The 17,502-nt window shown below is 49.0% G+C and carries 7 protein-coding genes and 1 CRISPR repeat array (1 of these 8 only partly in view); of the genes, 6 read left to right on the top strand and 1 reads right to left on the bottom strand.

Annotated features, from left to right (window positions below; all coding sequences use genetic code 11):
* The first annotated feature begins 6 nt into the window (after positions 1-6).
* Positions 7-3,342: a type I-F CRISPR-associated helicase Cas3f gene (gene cas3f, locus ACO6V5_RS05945; protein ID WP_422412011.1), complete on the top strand. Its 3,336-nt coding sequence runs from the start codon at positions 7-9 to the stop codon at positions 3,340-3,342.
* Positions 3,343-3,622: 280 nt separating this feature from the next.
* Positions 3,623-4,456, top strand: a complete 834-nt coding sequence (locus ACO6V5_RS05940) for a type I-F CRISPR-associated protein Csy1 (protein WP_422441828.1) — start codon at positions 3,623-3,625, stop codon at positions 4,454-4,456.
* Here ACO6V5_RS05940 and ACO6V5_RS05935 read toward each other — a convergent pair.
* Positions 4,355-5,989, bottom strand: a complete 1,635-nt coding sequence (locus ACO6V5_RS05935; protein ID WP_317142404.1) for an IS1634 family transposase — start codon at positions 5,987-5,989, stop codon at positions 4,355-4,357. The two genes, ACO6V5_RS05940 and ACO6V5_RS05935, sit on opposite strands and share 102 nt — an antisense overlap.
* On the opposite strand from ACO6V5_RS05935, the gene ACO6V5_RS05930 reads away from it, so the two are divergent.
* The 4 genes from ACO6V5_RS05930 to cas6f are packed head-to-tail and all read left to right on the top strand — an operon-like array spanning position 5,951 to position 9,263.
* Positions 5,951-6,724: a type I-F CRISPR-associated protein Csy1 gene (locus tag ACO6V5_RS05930; RefSeq protein WP_422492068.1), complete on the top strand. Its 774-nt coding sequence runs from the start codon at positions 5,951-5,953 to the stop codon at positions 6,722-6,724. The genes ACO6V5_RS05935 and ACO6V5_RS05930 overlap by 39 nt on opposite strands.
* Positions 6,721-7,656 carry a type I-F CRISPR-associated protein Csy2 gene (gene csy2, locus ACO6V5_RS05925; RefSeq protein WP_422413234.1) on the top strand — a complete coding sequence of 312 codons (936 nt, stop codon included), beginning with the start codon at positions 6,721-6,723 and terminating at the stop codon, positions 7,654-7,656. Before ACO6V5_RS05930 ends, csy2 begins: the two co-directional genes overlap by 4 nt.
* Positions 7,657-7,674: 18 nt before the next feature.
* Positions 7,675-8,694, top strand: coding sequence for a type I-F CRISPR-associated protein Csy3 (csy3, locus tag ACO6V5_RS05920; protein WP_422413236.1), 1,020 nt, complete (start codon positions 7,675-7,677; stop codon positions 8,692-8,694).
* A 2-nt stretch (positions 8,695-8,696) separates the two neighbouring features.
* On the top strand, positions 8,697-9,263 hold the full coding sequence (cas6f, locus tag ACO6V5_RS05915) for a type I-F CRISPR-associated endoribonuclease Cas6/Csy4 (protein WP_422413238.1): 567 nt from the start codon (positions 8,697-8,699) through the stop codon (positions 9,261-9,263).
* Positions 9,264-9,387: 124 nt separating this feature from the next.
* A CRISPR array of direct repeats spans positions 9,388-17,502; the repeat unit is 28 nt; unit sequence TTTCTAAGCTGCCTGCACGGCAGTGAAC; it runs 3,873 nt beyond the window's last position.

Raw genomic sequence — 17,502 nt, 5'->3', positions numbered from 1 at the left:
GCAGCCATGATGGTCACCTTTGTCTCCCAGTGTGAAAAAAATGCTCTGAAAAAAACACGACGGGTTCTGGATGCTTTTGCAGACCGAATTGGCGACAACACCTGGCAAACCATTATTACTCAGGAGGGATTAAACGCCGTTAAAAAACTGCTGCGCAAAACAGCGACTAAGAGTACTGCCGTCAGTTGCCACTGGATTCGGTCTCGGTCGCGTAGTGAGTTGGTGTGGGTGGTGGGCAAACGCAGCGCCTTTAATAACAAAGGCCTTGTGCCAGTCAATCGAACCCGGAGAACTCTGACGGGCACAGAGTGGGAAAACAACTGGACTATGGCAACCTCAATACAAATTGTTGCCGTACTTGCTGCACTTCTGCACGACCTGGGCAAAGCAACGGTTGGATTCCAACGAAAACTTAAGAGCTCTGGAACTCAACAAAGTGACCCTTACCGTCACGAGTGGATATCCCTTCGCCTATTTGAGGCGCTGATTTATGATTGTTCGACTGACAGGGAATGGCTGGAAAGATTATGCAATCTGCCCATCTATTTCAAACAGCAACCCAACTGGGTTGATAACCTCTACAACGACCATAAACACAAAAACAAATCCAAAGGTATTGCCTATCTTCCACCCTTGGCACAATTAGTTTCCTGGTTGATTGTCACCCACCACCGCCTCCCCTGTGATGACCGACATAATTTTAGGGAAAGGGAAAAACTATGCGACCAGTTGAAGTTTTTGCAACTGGATCTTGATCGCTTCTACAAGCGGCTATCAGCCTATAACTATTGGGTTTTCTCGGAAAAAGCACAGAGTGAACGCAATGATACAGGAGATTTTTGGCGATTTTCAGCTCAAGCCACCGACAGCCTGATGTGGCAAAAAACAGTAAAACGCTGGGCCACAAAAGCACTGAACCATCCTCAGCTATTGAATCCACCTGAAACGAATAATCCATTACTGATGCACTTGGCACGCTTATGTCTTATGGTGGGCGACCACAACTATTCCAGCCTGTCTGCGGATGACAAACGTCGTGTTACTGGTGATCAAAGCCTTTCAACTTCACTTATTGCCAATACTGATTACCTATCAAAACAACCAAAACAAGCCTTGGATGAGCATCTGCTTGGGGTTGCCCGGTTTACGGGTGATTTCTCGCGCTTACTACCACGGTTTGCCCATGAATTGCCCCGCCTCGAGGATATCAGCCCATTTTCCAGACGGACTTCAATACCAAGATTCCAGTGGCAAAACCAAGGTTGGAGCCTGATAAAAAAACACCAGAAGGAGGCTCGTCGGCAAGGTTTTTTTGGTGTAAATCTGGCCAGCACGGGCTGTGGTAAAACTCTGGGCAATGCCCGGATCATGGCCGCACTTGCTGATCCCGAGCGAGGACCCCGCTTTACCATCGCCCTTGGCTTGCGGGTATTAACCCTTCAGACGGGCATGGCCTTGCGAGAAAGATTAAACCTGGATGATACCGAACTGGCTATTCTTGTCGGCGGTACGGCCCAACGGACACTGTTTGATCTACAGCAGGAAGTGGAAGAGGAGATTACCGAGGATAACGGCAGTGAATCGGCTGCCGATCTGATTATCGATAAGCTCGACTACGAGAACTGCGTACTGGATAAATCCACCTTGGGAACCATTATTCAAGATCCAAAAGCCAGCGACCTGCTCTACGCACCGGTAGTTTCCTGTACAGTTGACCACATTATCAGTGCAACAGAAACACTGCGCGGTGGGCGCCATATCGTGCCGATCCTCCGTCTAATGACCAGCGACCTGATTCTTGATGAGCCTGATGACTTTGATCAAAATGATTTGCCCGCCCTGAGTCGTCTGGTTCATATGGCTGGTATGATGGGGAGTAATATCCTGCTCTCTTCTGCCACCCTGACACCAGACCTGGTTCAAGGACTCTTTGTAGCCTACCAAAAAGGCCGCCAGCTCTGGCAACTTAACCAGAATGAAAAAAACATGGATATCTACTGTGCATGGTTTGATGAATTCAACCAACATATTGAACCTTGCATTAACGGACAAACCTTTGCCAGGTGCCACACCAAATTTATTCGCAGGCGTATTAGAGCGTTGAGTGCACTTCCGCCAAAACGTATAGGAGAAATTCTACCTACTGTTCTTCCCAAAGCATCTGAAGAGGAAAAAATTCACAACCGTACTCTGGCACAAATTATTACCGATGCCTGTTTACGCCTGCACAACACCTATCATGAAACCTGTCCTGTAAGTCACAGAACCGCCAGTGTTGGCCTGGTTCGGATGGCGAATATTGATCCAATGGTTGATCTGGCAAGAGCACTTTACCAGTCAACGTTACCGGACAATATTCAACTACATATCTGCTGTTATCATGCCCGACAACTGCTTCTTTTACGCAGCCGACTGGAACATAAGCTGGATCGTATTCTCAACCGGAATAGAGACAAAAACCTGTTTGACCATCCAGAAATTACCAATGCAGTTCAGAACGGCGATAAACAACATCATATCTTTATCGTTCTTGCTACAGCTGTTGCTGAAGTGGGCCGGGATCACGATTACGACTGGGCCATAATTGAACCATCATCAATGCGCTCAATCATTCAGCTGGTTGGGCGAATCTGGCGACACCGACCAGATAAGATAGCGACCAAAGCCAATGTGCTGATTCTTGATAGCAACATCAAAGCCCTTCAGGCCGGGAGCAATCTGGGGGTTGGAGACCCTGTATTTCTGCGGCCTGGATTTGAGAGCAAAACGCATCTTCTCAATAGCCATCGCTGCTCAGATCGCCTGATTACCGGTCAGCAGATGGATAATATCAATTCAGTCCCTCGAATAGCCCGGCCCGATGAACTCCAGCCAGACCTTCGGCTGGCCGACCTTGAACATGCAGTTATGGCCGACCTTCTCAACTCGGAAAGTACTAACGTTGTCAATGCTTTCTGGCAGCGCAACACTGCAGCACAGGCCAACATCCATATGCAGCGAGCAACTCCATTTCGATATGATCAGATCCCACAGGCTGACATTGTTGCTGTACCTGACGAGGGCTACCCGGCAGGAATACGTTTTCGTTATGCGGATAAAGCCCGGGAGAACCCTCAGGGGCAAGACAGCATAAACAGCCAGTTTGCCTACGACGATTTTGCACCACAAAATGCGACAAGCCAGCCCTGGTTGGTCAGTGATTTTCATACGGCATTGGATGACCTTTGTGCACAGTTGAATGACGAATCACCAATAAAGACTTCTATTCGCTTCAGTTCAATACGATTGGCCGAACAAAAAAGCTGGCGCTTTCATCCATGGTTTGGGTTTTGGCCAGCCTGAGCTGACACCCGGAAGTGAGATGCATCACCAAAAGGGCTTCTAACAGAAAGCCCTTTTGGTGTCTGCCTGTTCGGCAGTAATTTTTGCATGAAGAACCACACTTGAATTTTATAAGCTGCCTGCTCGGCAGAAAAGCAAAGTCTACCACAACTATAAAAAGTCAAAGTTTTTTGATTACACAAAGAATCGCACTTTCATATTTTAAGAATCACACCCGAATGGTTTCTTTTTTCTGCCATACTGTCAGTTCGACTGAATTGATATAAGGTGGAAAGAAGCCATGAAGTCAATCACACCTGATGACGTCATCCAGGCTATTGATCAGTATCTCAGTGAACAGCTCCGGAGCAAACTGGGGCCAGAGCAGAAGAAACTGGTTAAGGCAGAGCCTAACAGCAATACAGAATCAAATATCATCAAGTCTATTGAAGTTAAAAAGCGTAAATATTCCAAGCCCGTGCGACTGGAATTTTTCGCCACAACGCTAGCTAAGCAGCTAACATTTGGATCTCACTTTTCAAAGGGCATACACCCAGACTCAAAAGGGGATAACATCAACTTCCGTCCGCAAAACAACCTTCCCGATGGAATTATCGGCTCACAACAAGCTTTGGGGGATGAGTTAGATGCCAGTGGAAACTCTGCGGCCTTGCCACTAGCTGATTTTTTTGACATCCAAATTCAGGAAAACAAACTTCGTGACCTGATAATTGGTGAGCACCAGTCGTTAGAAGGAGCTTTTTCTGATGACATAGCGACATCAAAGAAATATCAAGAAAGTTTTTATAACTCTCTGACTAGCAGACAGGAATCGCCAAAAGCATCAGGAGTTAACAAGCAACTGCTTTGGCCTATGCAAAATGCTATAAAAAAAGACAGTTATCGCAACCTTTTACCTCTTCACCCAACCATTTTAATTAACAAGGCATTCACTAAAATTGAAAGTGCACGTAACAGTGAAGATAATAGAAAAAATAAGGCTAATAGATATAACCGCCTTTCACCACCCCTATCAGGAATACATGGACTCGTAAAAAATGCCCAAAATTTGAATGATCGTCCACTGCCTTTCCTTCAAGCCAATCACATGTTCCTCCTGATTATTGACCGTTAATACACTAAGCCCCTGGAAACAGAAAAATACCCATCTTGCTGTTGGGTTCTGGCAGGGCTTTTTTTTCTGGTCTGGAAATACACGACTTTGCTTTTTCAGTTCCTGCCTGATTCTGTGCTGGATAGCAGCATAGACCATCAGGCATAGAGTCATCACCATTAACAGGGCTTCAATACGTTCCGCTTTCTTCAGATAGAGCGAAGAGACCAGAAAGTCCGGGCTCTTCAGAAACCGAAAGCCGCCTTCAACTTTTTGTTGCGACTTATAAGTAGACAGCAGCTCAGAGGCATTCAAACTATTTTTATCCAGTTCATTGGTGCTTAGGATAAAACAACCCAGTGAGGCTTCTGCATGCTCCCTTTTCTCGCAGGAAACAAAGCATTCAGCCTGCACAAAGTACTCGAAGTGATCAGGCTTGCTATCCGGCGATGGTCTTCCTTTGCCCGAATAGCAGGGTTTACGGATAACCTCTGGCTCTGTTTCGCTTTGGCAAAGTTTCGATTGTTTCTGCCACAAGGCAAAAGCCTTCAATGCATCGTCCCGGCACAAAAAGGCCTTTTTGCTCAGCTTCTCCAGATCACGGGCCTCTTTCAGTGACTGCTTTTGCATCTTTCGGGTCAATGTTTTCCGTTCACTAAGCCCGCGCTTTTTGTTGAGAAACAGGAACCATCGTTGCTGAACCCCTCCGTAGCAGGAAGGCACTTCAGCTGAATAGTAATCTTCATAGCCTTCAACAGGCACCAGCGACATGGTTGGCGCTTTGCAGACCAGCTCCTTTGCCTCCTTGATGTTCAGGGGCACCCGGGAGATAAACAGCTGCTTTTGCTCATCAAGCAACTGAAGGGTTTCTGCAACATACATGGCAGCATCAGCAACCAGATAGCGGCTATTCAAAGCGGCCTTAAAACATGACAGATGATTTTTGATAATTTCCTGAAAACAGGTTTTGTCGTTTACATTACCGCTGGCAGGGGCCATAAACACAGGGATGCCCGCCTGATTTTCAGTCATTAACTGCAAGACTACCTGATTCAGGTCAGGCCGGTGGTCACGGCTGTAACCTTGGCAGATATGAATACAATTTAAGTCGTCTGGATTGTCATGACTGTTATAGACTCCATCCACATGAAAGCTGGTGCCATCCAGATTTAATGCCTTGCAAGGAAGTTTCAGATGATTGACGACCTTGACGGCCAGATTGAGATACAAGTCGCTAACACCAGCGTCGTACAAACTGTCGAGAGCCCGACCAAGTACCTTGTCGTTCAAGTGTTCAGCCTGTATACCTTCCCCGATAAGGCGGTCAATCGGCTTATCCTCAAAAAACTCAGGGAGCATGTACAGAGTTTGCCCCGTAAAGCCCAAGCCATTGATGATCATTGCAACTACAGCTTGTCCAATAGTGACATTACGAACATCGGAGTCATTTGTGATACGGGCATCAATGTATTCGGCTATCTTTAACTCCCGACACATAGCGGCAACCAAGCCAAGGTGGTTGAGGTTCTTAGACTGGTATTGAGCTTGAGGCATGTTGGTGCACCTGAATGTCTGTTTATTTCTTTGACAACAGATTTTAGGCAAATATCAATCGGGGTGGTGAAAGGCAGATATAAGAAAGGCAGCGACGCTGCCCCCTATGTCACCATCTCTTCAATTGCAAAATGTATCTTAGGTGGTGGAGGCTTTTTAAAATCAAGAAATGTGAGCGCAATAACGGGGATACAGGGTGGGGTAAACCTGCTACTTGAATCCCTGCCACCCACCTACTCCCGACGGAATGAGTTTTCCGTTGGCAAACGACAAGAAAACTTCTTTAACAGGAATCTGGCTTATCACTGTTACGAAGGTCTACAGATGCTGTATGCAGTGATCGAAGCTCCCGGCAGTATCATGGATATTCGTGAACAGCGAAAAGAAGCTCTCAATCTCATTCTTGGCCAGATTTTACAAATAGCGGCCTATATACAACAAAACTTTCTTGCAGGGTGGAGTGAAAACTACCGGCTAAAAATGCCGCACAAACTCTGGCTCGACCCTCTGCGAGCAGATCAGGAAGACCAGGACGCTTTCAAAGAACAGAGAGAAAGAGGCGAATGGGTAAAGATCGTAATGCAGGATTTCGCACTCTGGTTGAACAATTTGCTGCAGGCAAGATTCAAAAAACAAGCCACCGACTTTGACGATGTGGAATTCAGTGAATGGCAGCGAGAAATGGAAGCAGCCATCAAAGCGAGCCAGCGTCATGATGCGGGGATATTCTCATGAGTGATATTGATTACTACCTGCATATTGCCCAAATCAAGGTACAGGCTGCCAATGCCATCTCTGGCCCGCTCAGTTATGGCTTTCCAGCTTTAACAGGTTTTTTAGGTGCTGTTCACGCTCTGGAACGTAAAATCACGTTTCCTGTCAGCCTGACTTTTGATGGAGCACTGATAGCCAGCCATGATTGCAGGGTAAGACGTTATCGTCCCAATGCTTTCAGCGACTACACATTCAATCAAAGCCGCAACCCGATCAAGAAAAACGGAACAACACCAGCCATTGTTGAAGAGGGCAAGGTTGATATGACTATCAGCCTGGTCATACCTGTACGCTGTGAGGGCTTCGATGACGAGGACTGGCTTCATGACAATGAACAAGAGTTTTGTCACTGGATTGATCAAACATTACAGCAACAGAGAATGGCTGGTGGAAGTGTATTTAGTATCAAAACGGTTGAGCTGATATCGGTAGAAAACCTCGATCAGCTAAAGGCTCGTCTGGCACCAGCCTTTATTCTTATGGATGCCCGTCAGGAGATGATAGAAATTACCAGGCAGCTACAGCAGCAATCACCCGATGCGACCGCTCTGGATGCGCTTCTCGAGACGGCGATGCTGCATCACTTACCCGAACAGTTGCCCGCAAAGAATGAAGACAAAGAACAACCCGTGCACTGGAAGACGACCAGCATAAAACATGGCCGGGGCTGGCTGGTGCCAATACCGGTCGGTTACCAGTCAATCTCACCGCTTTTTGAACCTGCAACTATGCAACATAGCCGGACTCCCCAGTATCCAAGCCAGTATGTCGAAACACTCTACAGCCTTGGTCGCTGGATTTTCCCTTACAGCCTCAACTCACTGGACAACGCCTTCTGGCGAATGAACACCGGTGAAAACGGTTTGTATCTGATTGCGCAAAATGTCGACTGATATCAAAGGAGTTATGTAATGACTAAACTAGCAACAGCCTCAGTTCTCGCTTTCGAACGCAACCTGGATATCTCCGACGCGGTATTCAGTCAATTCAATAGTCAGCTGGAACATCCTCAGGAGACCGTAATTGCCGTTCGTACCAAGTCCATTCGAGGCACAATCTCCAACCGCCTGAAAAACAAGGATGCCAGCGACCCGGCCAAACTGGACGCAAAAATTCAGGTACCTAACCTGCAAACTGTCGATGTCGCCATGTTGAATAGTGACAATGACACTCTCAAGATCAATTTTTCATGCAAAGTGATACCTTTTGATGGCACTCCCAGTGTCTGTAATAACCAGCACTACCAGGCCAAGGTGAAATCCATTGTTGCTCATTATATCCATGATCATGGTGTAGAAGAACTGGCAAGACGTTATGCAACTAATATACTCAACGCCCGCTGGCTGTGGCGAAACCGTCTTGGCAGTGAGTCTGTTTCAGTCACTGTGCGCTGTAAAATAGATGGCACAGAGAAACGCGTCACCATCGGCAGTGCCCGCCAGCTGAGTTTGCAAACTTTTGATCACAAGTCCAATGAAATCGCCACCGTCGCCAAATGGATAGCTTCGGGATTACGTGATGAGCATTTTATTCTTCTCAATGTTGAAGCCCATGCCTGCCTAGGCTTTGGTCAGGAGGTTTACCCTTCACAGGAGCTGGTACTGGATACAGGAAAGACAAAAAGCAAGGAACTTTATATCGTGAATGAAACCACTTGCCAGACAGGCATGCACTCTCAAAAAATCGGTAATGCAATCCGTACTATTGATACCTGGTACAGTGACGATGCCATGATGCCTATCGCCGTCGAACCTTATGGTTCGGTAACAACTCTGGGTGAAGCCTTTCGGCAACCAAAGGAAAAAAAAGATTTCTATAGCCTGTTTGATAACTGGGTACTCAAGGACAAAAAGCCCTCTGTAGAGCAACAGCACTATGTGATGGCTATCCTGATCCGTGGTGGTGTCTTCGGTGAATCCGGCAAGGAGTAATTATGGACAGCTACTGTGAGCTTAAAGCACTGCCCAACCCTGAGATTATCCAGTCCGCTGTGGTTTCGGCAATTATTCAGGCACTGCACAAGCTATTACCGACCTATGAGGGTCGTATAGGCCTGAGTTTCCCCGCCTACAGACAGCAGCGTACACTGGGCGGTACTATTCGTATTCTGGGAAAAAAAGCGGATATTGATGCCTTGCATTCAACTCTGGTAGGTCATGCTGTTATCAAGGATTATGCCTTGCTGAAACCGGTCAGTACGATACCTGGGAGTGTCACTGAACATAGTTGCTATCATCGTCGTCAACCCAAGGGTAACAGCAGATTGCGAAGGCAAAAAAAGCGTCATCTTGAGCGAGGGACCTGGTCAGATGAGTTGGAGCAAGCTGTCCTTTCACAAATCTCAAAACCGCTTCAGTTACCTCATCTTGGACTGAAGAGCAGCAGTAACGGTCAGAATTTTCTGCTGTTTATAGAGCGCCATAGCAAAGCCAACTCTGAAGTAGGACGGTTTAACAGCTACGGTCTGGCTTTAGAAAAAGCCACTGTTCCTGAGTTTTAACACTGTTAGGGAGTCGCTGGTATCGGCGGCTCTCAAAAACCCTTTTTGTGATGAAATCCAGCGTTTTATGAGCTGTCTGTGCGGCAGTCAACAAAGCAGGCAGGGTCAGGCGCTCATCTGAGAATTTCTAAGCTGCCTGTGCGGCATTGAACAGCAGCGTCAGCCAGAGCGATCTGTCCCAAATTTTCTAAGCCGCCTGCACGGCAGTGAACTAAGCTGCAAAGCGTGCCAGGTTTTCAGAACTTTTCTAAGCTGCCTGCACGGCAGTGAACGCAACATTAGTTGGGATGGATAATCCATTCGTTTTCTAAGCTGCCTGCACGGCAGTGAACTCAACCGGAACCTACACAGCAGTCATTACTCTTTTCTAAGCTGCCTGCACGGCAGTGAACAATTTCGCATGCGAAAATGCTAACCAGCCAGATTTCTAAGCTGCCTGCACGGCAGTGAACGCGCAGGGCTTTCAGGGTGGCCTTGTTGATCATTTCTAAGCTGCCTGCACGGCAGTGAACCCCACTCCGCTTTCATCGCTTCGTCAGTGGTGTTTCTAAGCTGCCTGCACGGCAGTGAACGTCCATCACCTGCGGGTCGGCGTTCAGGGTGTTTTCTAAGCTGCCTGCACGGCAGTAAACCCGTGGAACAGGTGGACAGTGACGGAAGCAACTTTCTAAGCTGCCTGCACGGCAGTGAACCTTGACTCCCTGGTATTCGACACTGAACGAGCTTTCTAAGCTGCCTGCACGGCAGTGAACAACAACGACATTGATGAAATAGGTATCTACAATTTCTAAGCTGCCTGCACGGCAGTGAACGAACAACAACGGCATTAGCTGTAAGCTCAAGTTTTCTAAGCTGCCTGCACGGCAGTGAACAAGCAGTCTACCTCTGATGTGATCACTGCTGATTTCTAAGCTGCCTGCACGGCAGTGAACGGGAGTTGCGTCGGGTCAATAATGAGTTTGTCGTTTCTAAGCTGCCTGCACGGCAGTGAACTTCTCCGCTGTTTTCAACGTTGGAGAGCATCATTTCTAAGCTGCCTGCACGGCAGTGAACTAATCTTTTTCGTCATCTCCGCAAGCGTCGTTTTTCTAAGCTGCCTGCACGGCAGTGAACCAGCCGGTTGGATTGGCGAACCTTGCTACTGTTTTCTAAGCTGCCTGCACGGCAGTGAACATGATATTTGAGCATTGCTCCCCCTTTGTCTGTTTCTAAGCTGCCTGCACGGCAGTGAACCTTTTCTCCAGCAGCAAGGCCTGCCCATTGAGTTTCTAAGCTGCCTGCACGGCAGTGAACATATATTTTAATCGTTTTAGATGGACTGTATTTTTCTAAGCTGCCTGCACGGCAGTGAACCTAAAAAGGCATCCTGAATGGATGCTGTTTCATTTCTAAGCTGCCTGCACGGCAGTGAACTGACACTAGTATCAACCCTGTAACCGCTGAGATTTCTAAGCTGCCTGCACGGCAGTGAACCCGATGCAGAACGGACACGTACAGTGACACCCTTTTCTAAGCTGCCTGCACGGCAGTGAACTTGAGTCCAAGCGGCCTGACCGATCTGTGAGTTTTCTAAGCTGCCTGCACGGCAGTGAACGTGGTGCCCAGTTCTTTAACCATGCCCAGATGTTTTCTAAGCTGCCTGCACGGCAGTGAACCGAAACCAATAACAACAAGGACCAGAATCATGGTTTCTAAGCTGCCTGCACGGCAGTGAACACGAAAGGATTTTGTCGAGTATATCCTTGATTTTTTCTAAGCTACCTGCACGGCAGTGAACTGGTTCTCCTGCGCTATGTACACTGCCGAACATTTCTAAGCTGCCTGCACGGCAGTGAACCGTTCTCGGTTCAGAGCGTGGCAAGCTGTTCATTTCTAAGCTGCCTGCACGGCAGTGAACGTCATTTACACGACGTTGTTATGACATCGTATTTTCTAAGCTGCCTGCACGGCAGTGAACGTCACGGTAAAACCTGAGCCGGAAGGCTTGCCTTTCTAAGCTGCCTGCACGGCAGTGAGCATAAACGCCGCGGCATCGGCGTGGTCTACGTCTTTCTAAGCTGCCTGCACGGCAGTGAACGGTTCGTCCTAAACGGGACACGTCCCGGACATTTTCTAAGCTGCCTGCACGGCAGTGAACGAAATGGCTGCGGTTCAGACCGGGGCCATGCTTTTCTAAGCTGCCTGCACGGCAGTGAACTAGCGGCCAATAACTTTTATCAGGCGGCCAATTTTCTAAGCTGCCTGCACGGCAGTGAACTAGCGGCCAATAACTTTTATCAGGCGGCCAATTTTCTAAGCTGCCTGCACGGCAGTGAACAAAAGAAAGGGAGGATTGGGCAGGATCTGCTGTTTCTAAGCTGCCTGCACGGCAGTGAACGGCAAACCGTATTGCTGCACTTGTTTTAAACTTTTCTAAGCTGCCTGCACGGCAGTGAACTACATGATACTGTTTCTGTCACCCTGCCGACTTTTCTAAGCTGCCTGCACGGCAGTGAACTGGTGACTGGCAGCCAGTCAGAAGTATTGTATTTTCTAAGCTGCCTGCACGGCAGTGAACCCCCCTGCCGACTGGTTCTGTAATTTGTCCTTTTTCTAAGCTGCCTGCACGGCAGTGAACATCAAACACATGATTATGGAAACCGGCATCTTTTTCTAAGCTGCCTGCACGGCAGTGAACCCAATGATTTTGACAACATCATCCCGCTGTCGTTTCTAAGCTGCCTGCACGGCAGTGAACTAGACCAGCGAATCAAACCGATAGCGGTCGCATTTCTAAGCTGCCTGCACGGCAGTGAACTGAGGGACGGCACCGGACCCAGGATTTGCTGAATTTCTAAGCTGCCTGCACGGCAGTGAACTCACATCGTCCCGCACCGGGGTGACGCCCGGCTTTCTAAGCTGCCTGCACGGCAGTGAACGGTTGCCGATGTTGCCGTGAAAGCCTGTGGGTTTTCTAAGCTGCCTGCACGGCAGTGAACAGTAATTCGATTTCCGCAATCGGGCTATAACTTTTCTAAGCTGCCTGCACGGCAGTGAACGTTGGCGTTTAACCATGCTGCTATTCAACGGTTTTCTAAGCTGCCTGCACGGCAGTGAACAATATATCCTCAAATCATTTTTCTATATCATCTTTCTAAGCTGCCTGCACGGCAGTGAACTCCGATGCTGAGCAGCAATACACCGCCTTTATTTTCTAAGCTGCCTGCACGGCAGTGAACCAACGGCCTGCTGAACCGGTTTTTGATCTTGTTTTCTAAGCTGCCTGCACGGCAGTGAACCAACACGCTCAACCGGACAAGCCGGTTAGCTCTTTCTAAGCTGCCTGCACGGCAGTGAACTCATTTCCTGACCCATCCGGAACACCTGAGGTTTTCTAAGCTGCCTGCACGGCAGTGAACTTCTACGACTGTGTGCTTTACGCTCAACGTACTTTCTAAGCTGCCTGCACGGCAGTGAACGGATTCCGGCAGGTGTTCAATCATGCCCGCAATTTCTAAGCTGCCTGCACGGCAGTGAACTTCACCGGAAAATAAAACGCCAGGATTTGCACTTTCTAAGCTGCCTGCACGGCAGTGAACAACAACGGCCTTCCGGGTCCCCGGACCACCCGTTTCTAAGCTGCCTGCACGGCAGTGAACGTCAACAATGCGGTTCACGCCCCAGCCCTTGCTTTCTAAGCTGCCTGCACGGCAGTGAACAAAGGCGTCCGGGTCGCCACCGCTTTCGACCTTTTCTAAGCTGCCTGCACGGCAGTGAACCCACGATGAAGGTCGAGCACCCGTATTTTCACTTTCTAAGCTGCCTGCACGGCAGTGAACTGTGGGGTAATCATTGACCAGAAAAAAAAATTTTTCTAAGCTGCCTGCACGGCAGTGAACGTCTCCTGTGACTGCGCAATGGCCATCAGCCGTTTCTAAGCTGCCTGCACGGCAGTGAACCGTGCCGGTCTGGCCATACAGCAGAACCAGCCTTTCTAAGCTGCCTGCACGGCAGTGAACGTTTATGTTATGCACAGTCGGGGAGATGTTTTTTTCTAAGCTGCCTGCACGGCAGTAAACCGCCAGCTGGCTGCGGATGTGGCCGTACCACATTTCTAAGCTGCCTGCACGGCAGTGAACACCAGGTTGACCGCCCGACGTTGTGACTTGGTTTTCTAAGCTGCCTGCACGGCAGTGAACCTACAAATCAAAATGGACAGGAACATTACCCATTTCTAAGCTGCCTGCACGGCAGTGAACAGTCCAGCCCGGAGCGCCCCGCAAGCTTGGGATTTCTAAGCTGCCTGCACGGCAGTGAACTCCTGTCACTGTTTTTCAAGAGGTTTTTACATTTTCTAAGCTGCCTGCACGGCAGTGAACATTGTTAACCGTGCCTGCTCATCCCGCTCACATTTCTAAGCTGCCTGCACGGCAGTGAACAGTAATTGCTTCTGAGAGTTCTATCTCTTGACTTTTCTAAGCTGCCTGCACGGCAGTGAACCCCGCCGATATTGACGCCAGGGATCATGTTCATTTCTAAGCTGCCTGCACGGCAGTGAACCCAAAGCCCGGATCATCGCTATCGGCCAGGGCTTTCTAAGCTGCCTGCACGGCAGTGAACACATTCTAAATTTCCTGATCGCTGCGACGCATTTTCTAAGCTGCCTGCACGGCAGTGAACCCATGTCTGCGTTGCGTTGTAATCATTGTTCTTTTCTAAGCTGCCTGCACGGCAGTGAACGTTGTCGGAATAGTAGCCTTGGGTGCCACTATTTTCTAAGCTGCCTGCACGGCAGTGAACATCCAGACTCCCCGGCTGACTGCTGCATTAGTTTTCTAAGCTGCCTGCACGGCAGTGAACAGTGCAACATGGACAGACCGCGTTTTGCTGTGTTTCTAAGCTGCCTGCACGGCAGTGAACCCTACAACCAGGCACTCACCACCGACCTGTTTTTTCTAAGCTGCCTGCACGGCAGTGAACTTCATCGAGTTTCGTTCAGATGGAACGGTCGTTTTCTAAGCTGCCTGCACGGCAGTGAACACAGCGTGGTGGTTTGGCGCCTGGATCGGCTATTTCTAAGCTGCCTGCACGGCAGTGAACATAAGGTCAGTACACTATTTTTTATATACATACTTTCTAAGCTGCCTGCACGGCAGTGAACGCCGGTGTTGTAGTGACTTGCTTCTTTAACGTTTTCTAAGCTGCCTGCACGGCAGTGAACTCGCCGTCACTAAACCGGTAGATGGTCTGTGTTTTCTAAGCTGCCTGCACGGCAGTGAACCAAATAGAGTGGCCAGAGAGAACAAAGGTACATTTCTAAGCTGCCTGCACGGCAGTGAACCCTGATGCGCTCTCACAAAGGTCACGGTCATCTTTCTAAGCTGCCTGCACGGCAGTGAACCGGTGCGGGCCTCGTTGGGCGTCACCCAGCGCTTTCTAAGCTGCCTGCACGGCAGTGAACCCGAGGGGACAACTTCGTTGCCCGTCATGCAATTTCTAAGCTGCCTGCACGGCAGTGAACCAGAAAAGAAAACCATCCGTGACTTACTGGCTTTTCTAAGCTGCCTGCACGGCAGTGAACACAGGTTCTCGGGTGGCGTTCTCCTCTCAGATTTTCTAAGCTGCCTGCACGGCAATGAACAGAAACGGTAGAGCTGCATAACCCCAGCATGTTTTCTAAGCTGCCTGCACGGCAGTGAACTTTCTCTGTATACATCTTTTACACTCCTGTTATTTCTAAGCTGCCTGCACGGCAGTGAACTGTTAGGCGTGAACCAGGAACCATTTTCGTGGATTTCTAAGCTGCCTGCACGGCAGTGAACAGTGGTGCTGGTGTCTACAGGTACGACAGTGTTTTCTAAGCTGCCTGCACGGCAGTGAACGTTACACGATAGGCCGCAACTCTGTAGTGAGTTTTCTAAGCTGCCTGCACGGCAGTGAACCCGCAAGAAGTATTACCTGTGTTGGGCTTTATTTTCTAAGCTGCCTGCACGGCAGTGAACATCTGCCGTGATGTTGTGGGCTGGTTATCGGTTTTCTAAGCTGCCTGCACGGCAGTGAACAAGGTACAAACTACGGTTATTTTTTCGTTATCTTTCTAAGCTGCCTGCACGGCAGTGAACTTCCCTGCAAGGGCTCTTGTTTCTTGGTCTGTTTTCTAAGCTGCCTGCACGGCAGTGAACACCCCGGAGACAGAGCCTTTAAATATGTTGCTTTTCTAAGCTGCCTGCACGGCAGTGAACCAAACATGGGGCCGCACGATTATTACCCTATCTTTCTAAGCTGCCTGCACGGCAGTGAACCAAACATGGGGCCGCACGATTATTACCCTATCTTTCTAAGCTGCCTGCACGGCAGTGAACATTACGATTAAGCGCATAACCCAGAGCTGACGTTTCTAAGCTGCCTGCACGGCAGTGAACCTGCTTTACAGCTCTCAATTCCGTCCTCTATTTTTCTAAGCTGCCTGCACGGCAGTGAACATCAACCTTGCGACCTCATGCTGAGACTCATATTTCTAAGCTGCCTGCACGGCAGTGAACTCGTTTTGCTTCGTCAGAACCTGGTTGTCGTTTTTCTAAGCTGCCTGCACGGCAGTGAACTCAAGAGACGACGGGTTGAATCCCCGGACAGTTTTCTAAGCTGCCTGCACGGCAGTGAACGCTCTTTTCCTCACTTGAAAGCCTATTAGTTCTTTCTAAGCTGCCTGCACGGCAGTGAACCGGCATTGCCGGTAATTTCTATGTTGAGTCATTTTCTAAGCTGCCTGCACGGCAGTGAACGTGATGCCAGCTGCACATAATCAATTTCCATCTTTCTAAGCTGCCTGCACGGCAGTGAACGCTCTGTTCTGGCGAAGCTGATGGATTTTAAATTTCTAAGCTGCCTGCACGGCAGTGAACCAATGGGGATTTCCATTTTTTCAGCAATTTTCTTTCTAAGCTGCCTGCACGGCAGTGAATGGAGCGATACCAAAATACTGGATGTTCCTTCATTTCTAAGCTGCCTGCACGGCAGTGAACCTGTTTTTCCAGCACGCTGGCCGCCCGATACTTTTCTAAGCTGCCTGCACGGCAGTGAACTAATTCTCGCCCTGATACTCCCCCTGATTGTCTTTCTAAGCTGCCTGCACGGCAGTGAACAATGCGACCTCACGAACGCCCTCTACTGAGTATTTCTAAGCTGCCTGCACGGCAGTGAACAGTAGGATCGTTGAGGTTTCCGGAACTTGGGTATTTCTAAGCTGCCTGCACGGCAGTGAACATTCAAGACACTGTTGGCGGCGGAAAAGGAAATTTCTAAGCTGCCTGCACGGCAGTGAACTGCTGGACGAATCGCTGACCATGCGCGACGAGTTTCTAAGCTGCCTGCACGGCAGTGAACTGCATGGAGCCTTCGTCGAGGATGACCAGGGTTTTCTAAGCTGCCTGCACGGCAGTGAACCTTCTATAGAAAGCTTTTTACTATCCGTCATTTTTCTAAGCTGCCTGCACGGCAGTGAACACATAAGTTGATCCTCTTTGACTTATGCTCAATTTCTAAGCTGCCTGCACGGCAGTGAACCCTGCGCTCGTTGAAACCGAGTAAAAATTCCTGTTTCTAAGCTGCCTGCACGGCAGTGAACGTCAGGACCTGCTCAACCACCACCGGGTCAGCTTTCTAAGCTGCCTGCACGGCAGTGAACATTTGTTGGCCGAGTTCGTTAAAAACCCGGATTTTCTAAGCTGCCTGCACGGCAGTGAACGGAGATATTCAATCATTTTGCGTTGCCGACAATTTCTAAGCTGCCTGCACGGCAGTGAACGTCTGCATTCCGTCGCAGGCTATGTCCCACAATTTCTAAGCTGCCTGCACGGCAGTGAACTTTTGCATTCCATCGCAGGCTATGTCCCACAATTTCTAAGCTGCCTGCACGGCAGTGAACGCCAGCAAACTCAACAGTAAAAAGAACCATTGTTTCTAAGCTGCCTGCACGGCAGTGAACGAGGGTGAGGCATCAACTATTGATTTGATGAATTTCTAAGCTGCCTGCACGGCAGTGAACCTGGTCGTCTAACAACAGTTTCTTAACTTCTGTTTCTAAGCTGCCTGCACGGCAGTGAACATGGCCATTGCGCAGTCACAGGAGACCCTTGCTTTCTAAGCTGCCTGCACGGCAGTGAACATGCCTCACCCTCTGGCGTTTCTGAAAATTTTCGTTTCTAAGCTGCCTGCACGGCAGTGAACAGTGAGTTCACGTTCTCGGCAATCTCCCCGGTTT

It is taken from the genome of Endozoicomonas sp. ALD068 (assembly GCF_049310145.1).
Taxonomy (GTDB): Bacteria; Pseudomonadota; Gammaproteobacteria; order Pseudomonadales; family Endozoicomonadaceae; genus Endozoicomonas_A.
Note: the sequence above shows the minus strand (reverse complement) of the source record. Positions and strands in the feature narration are given on the sequence as shown.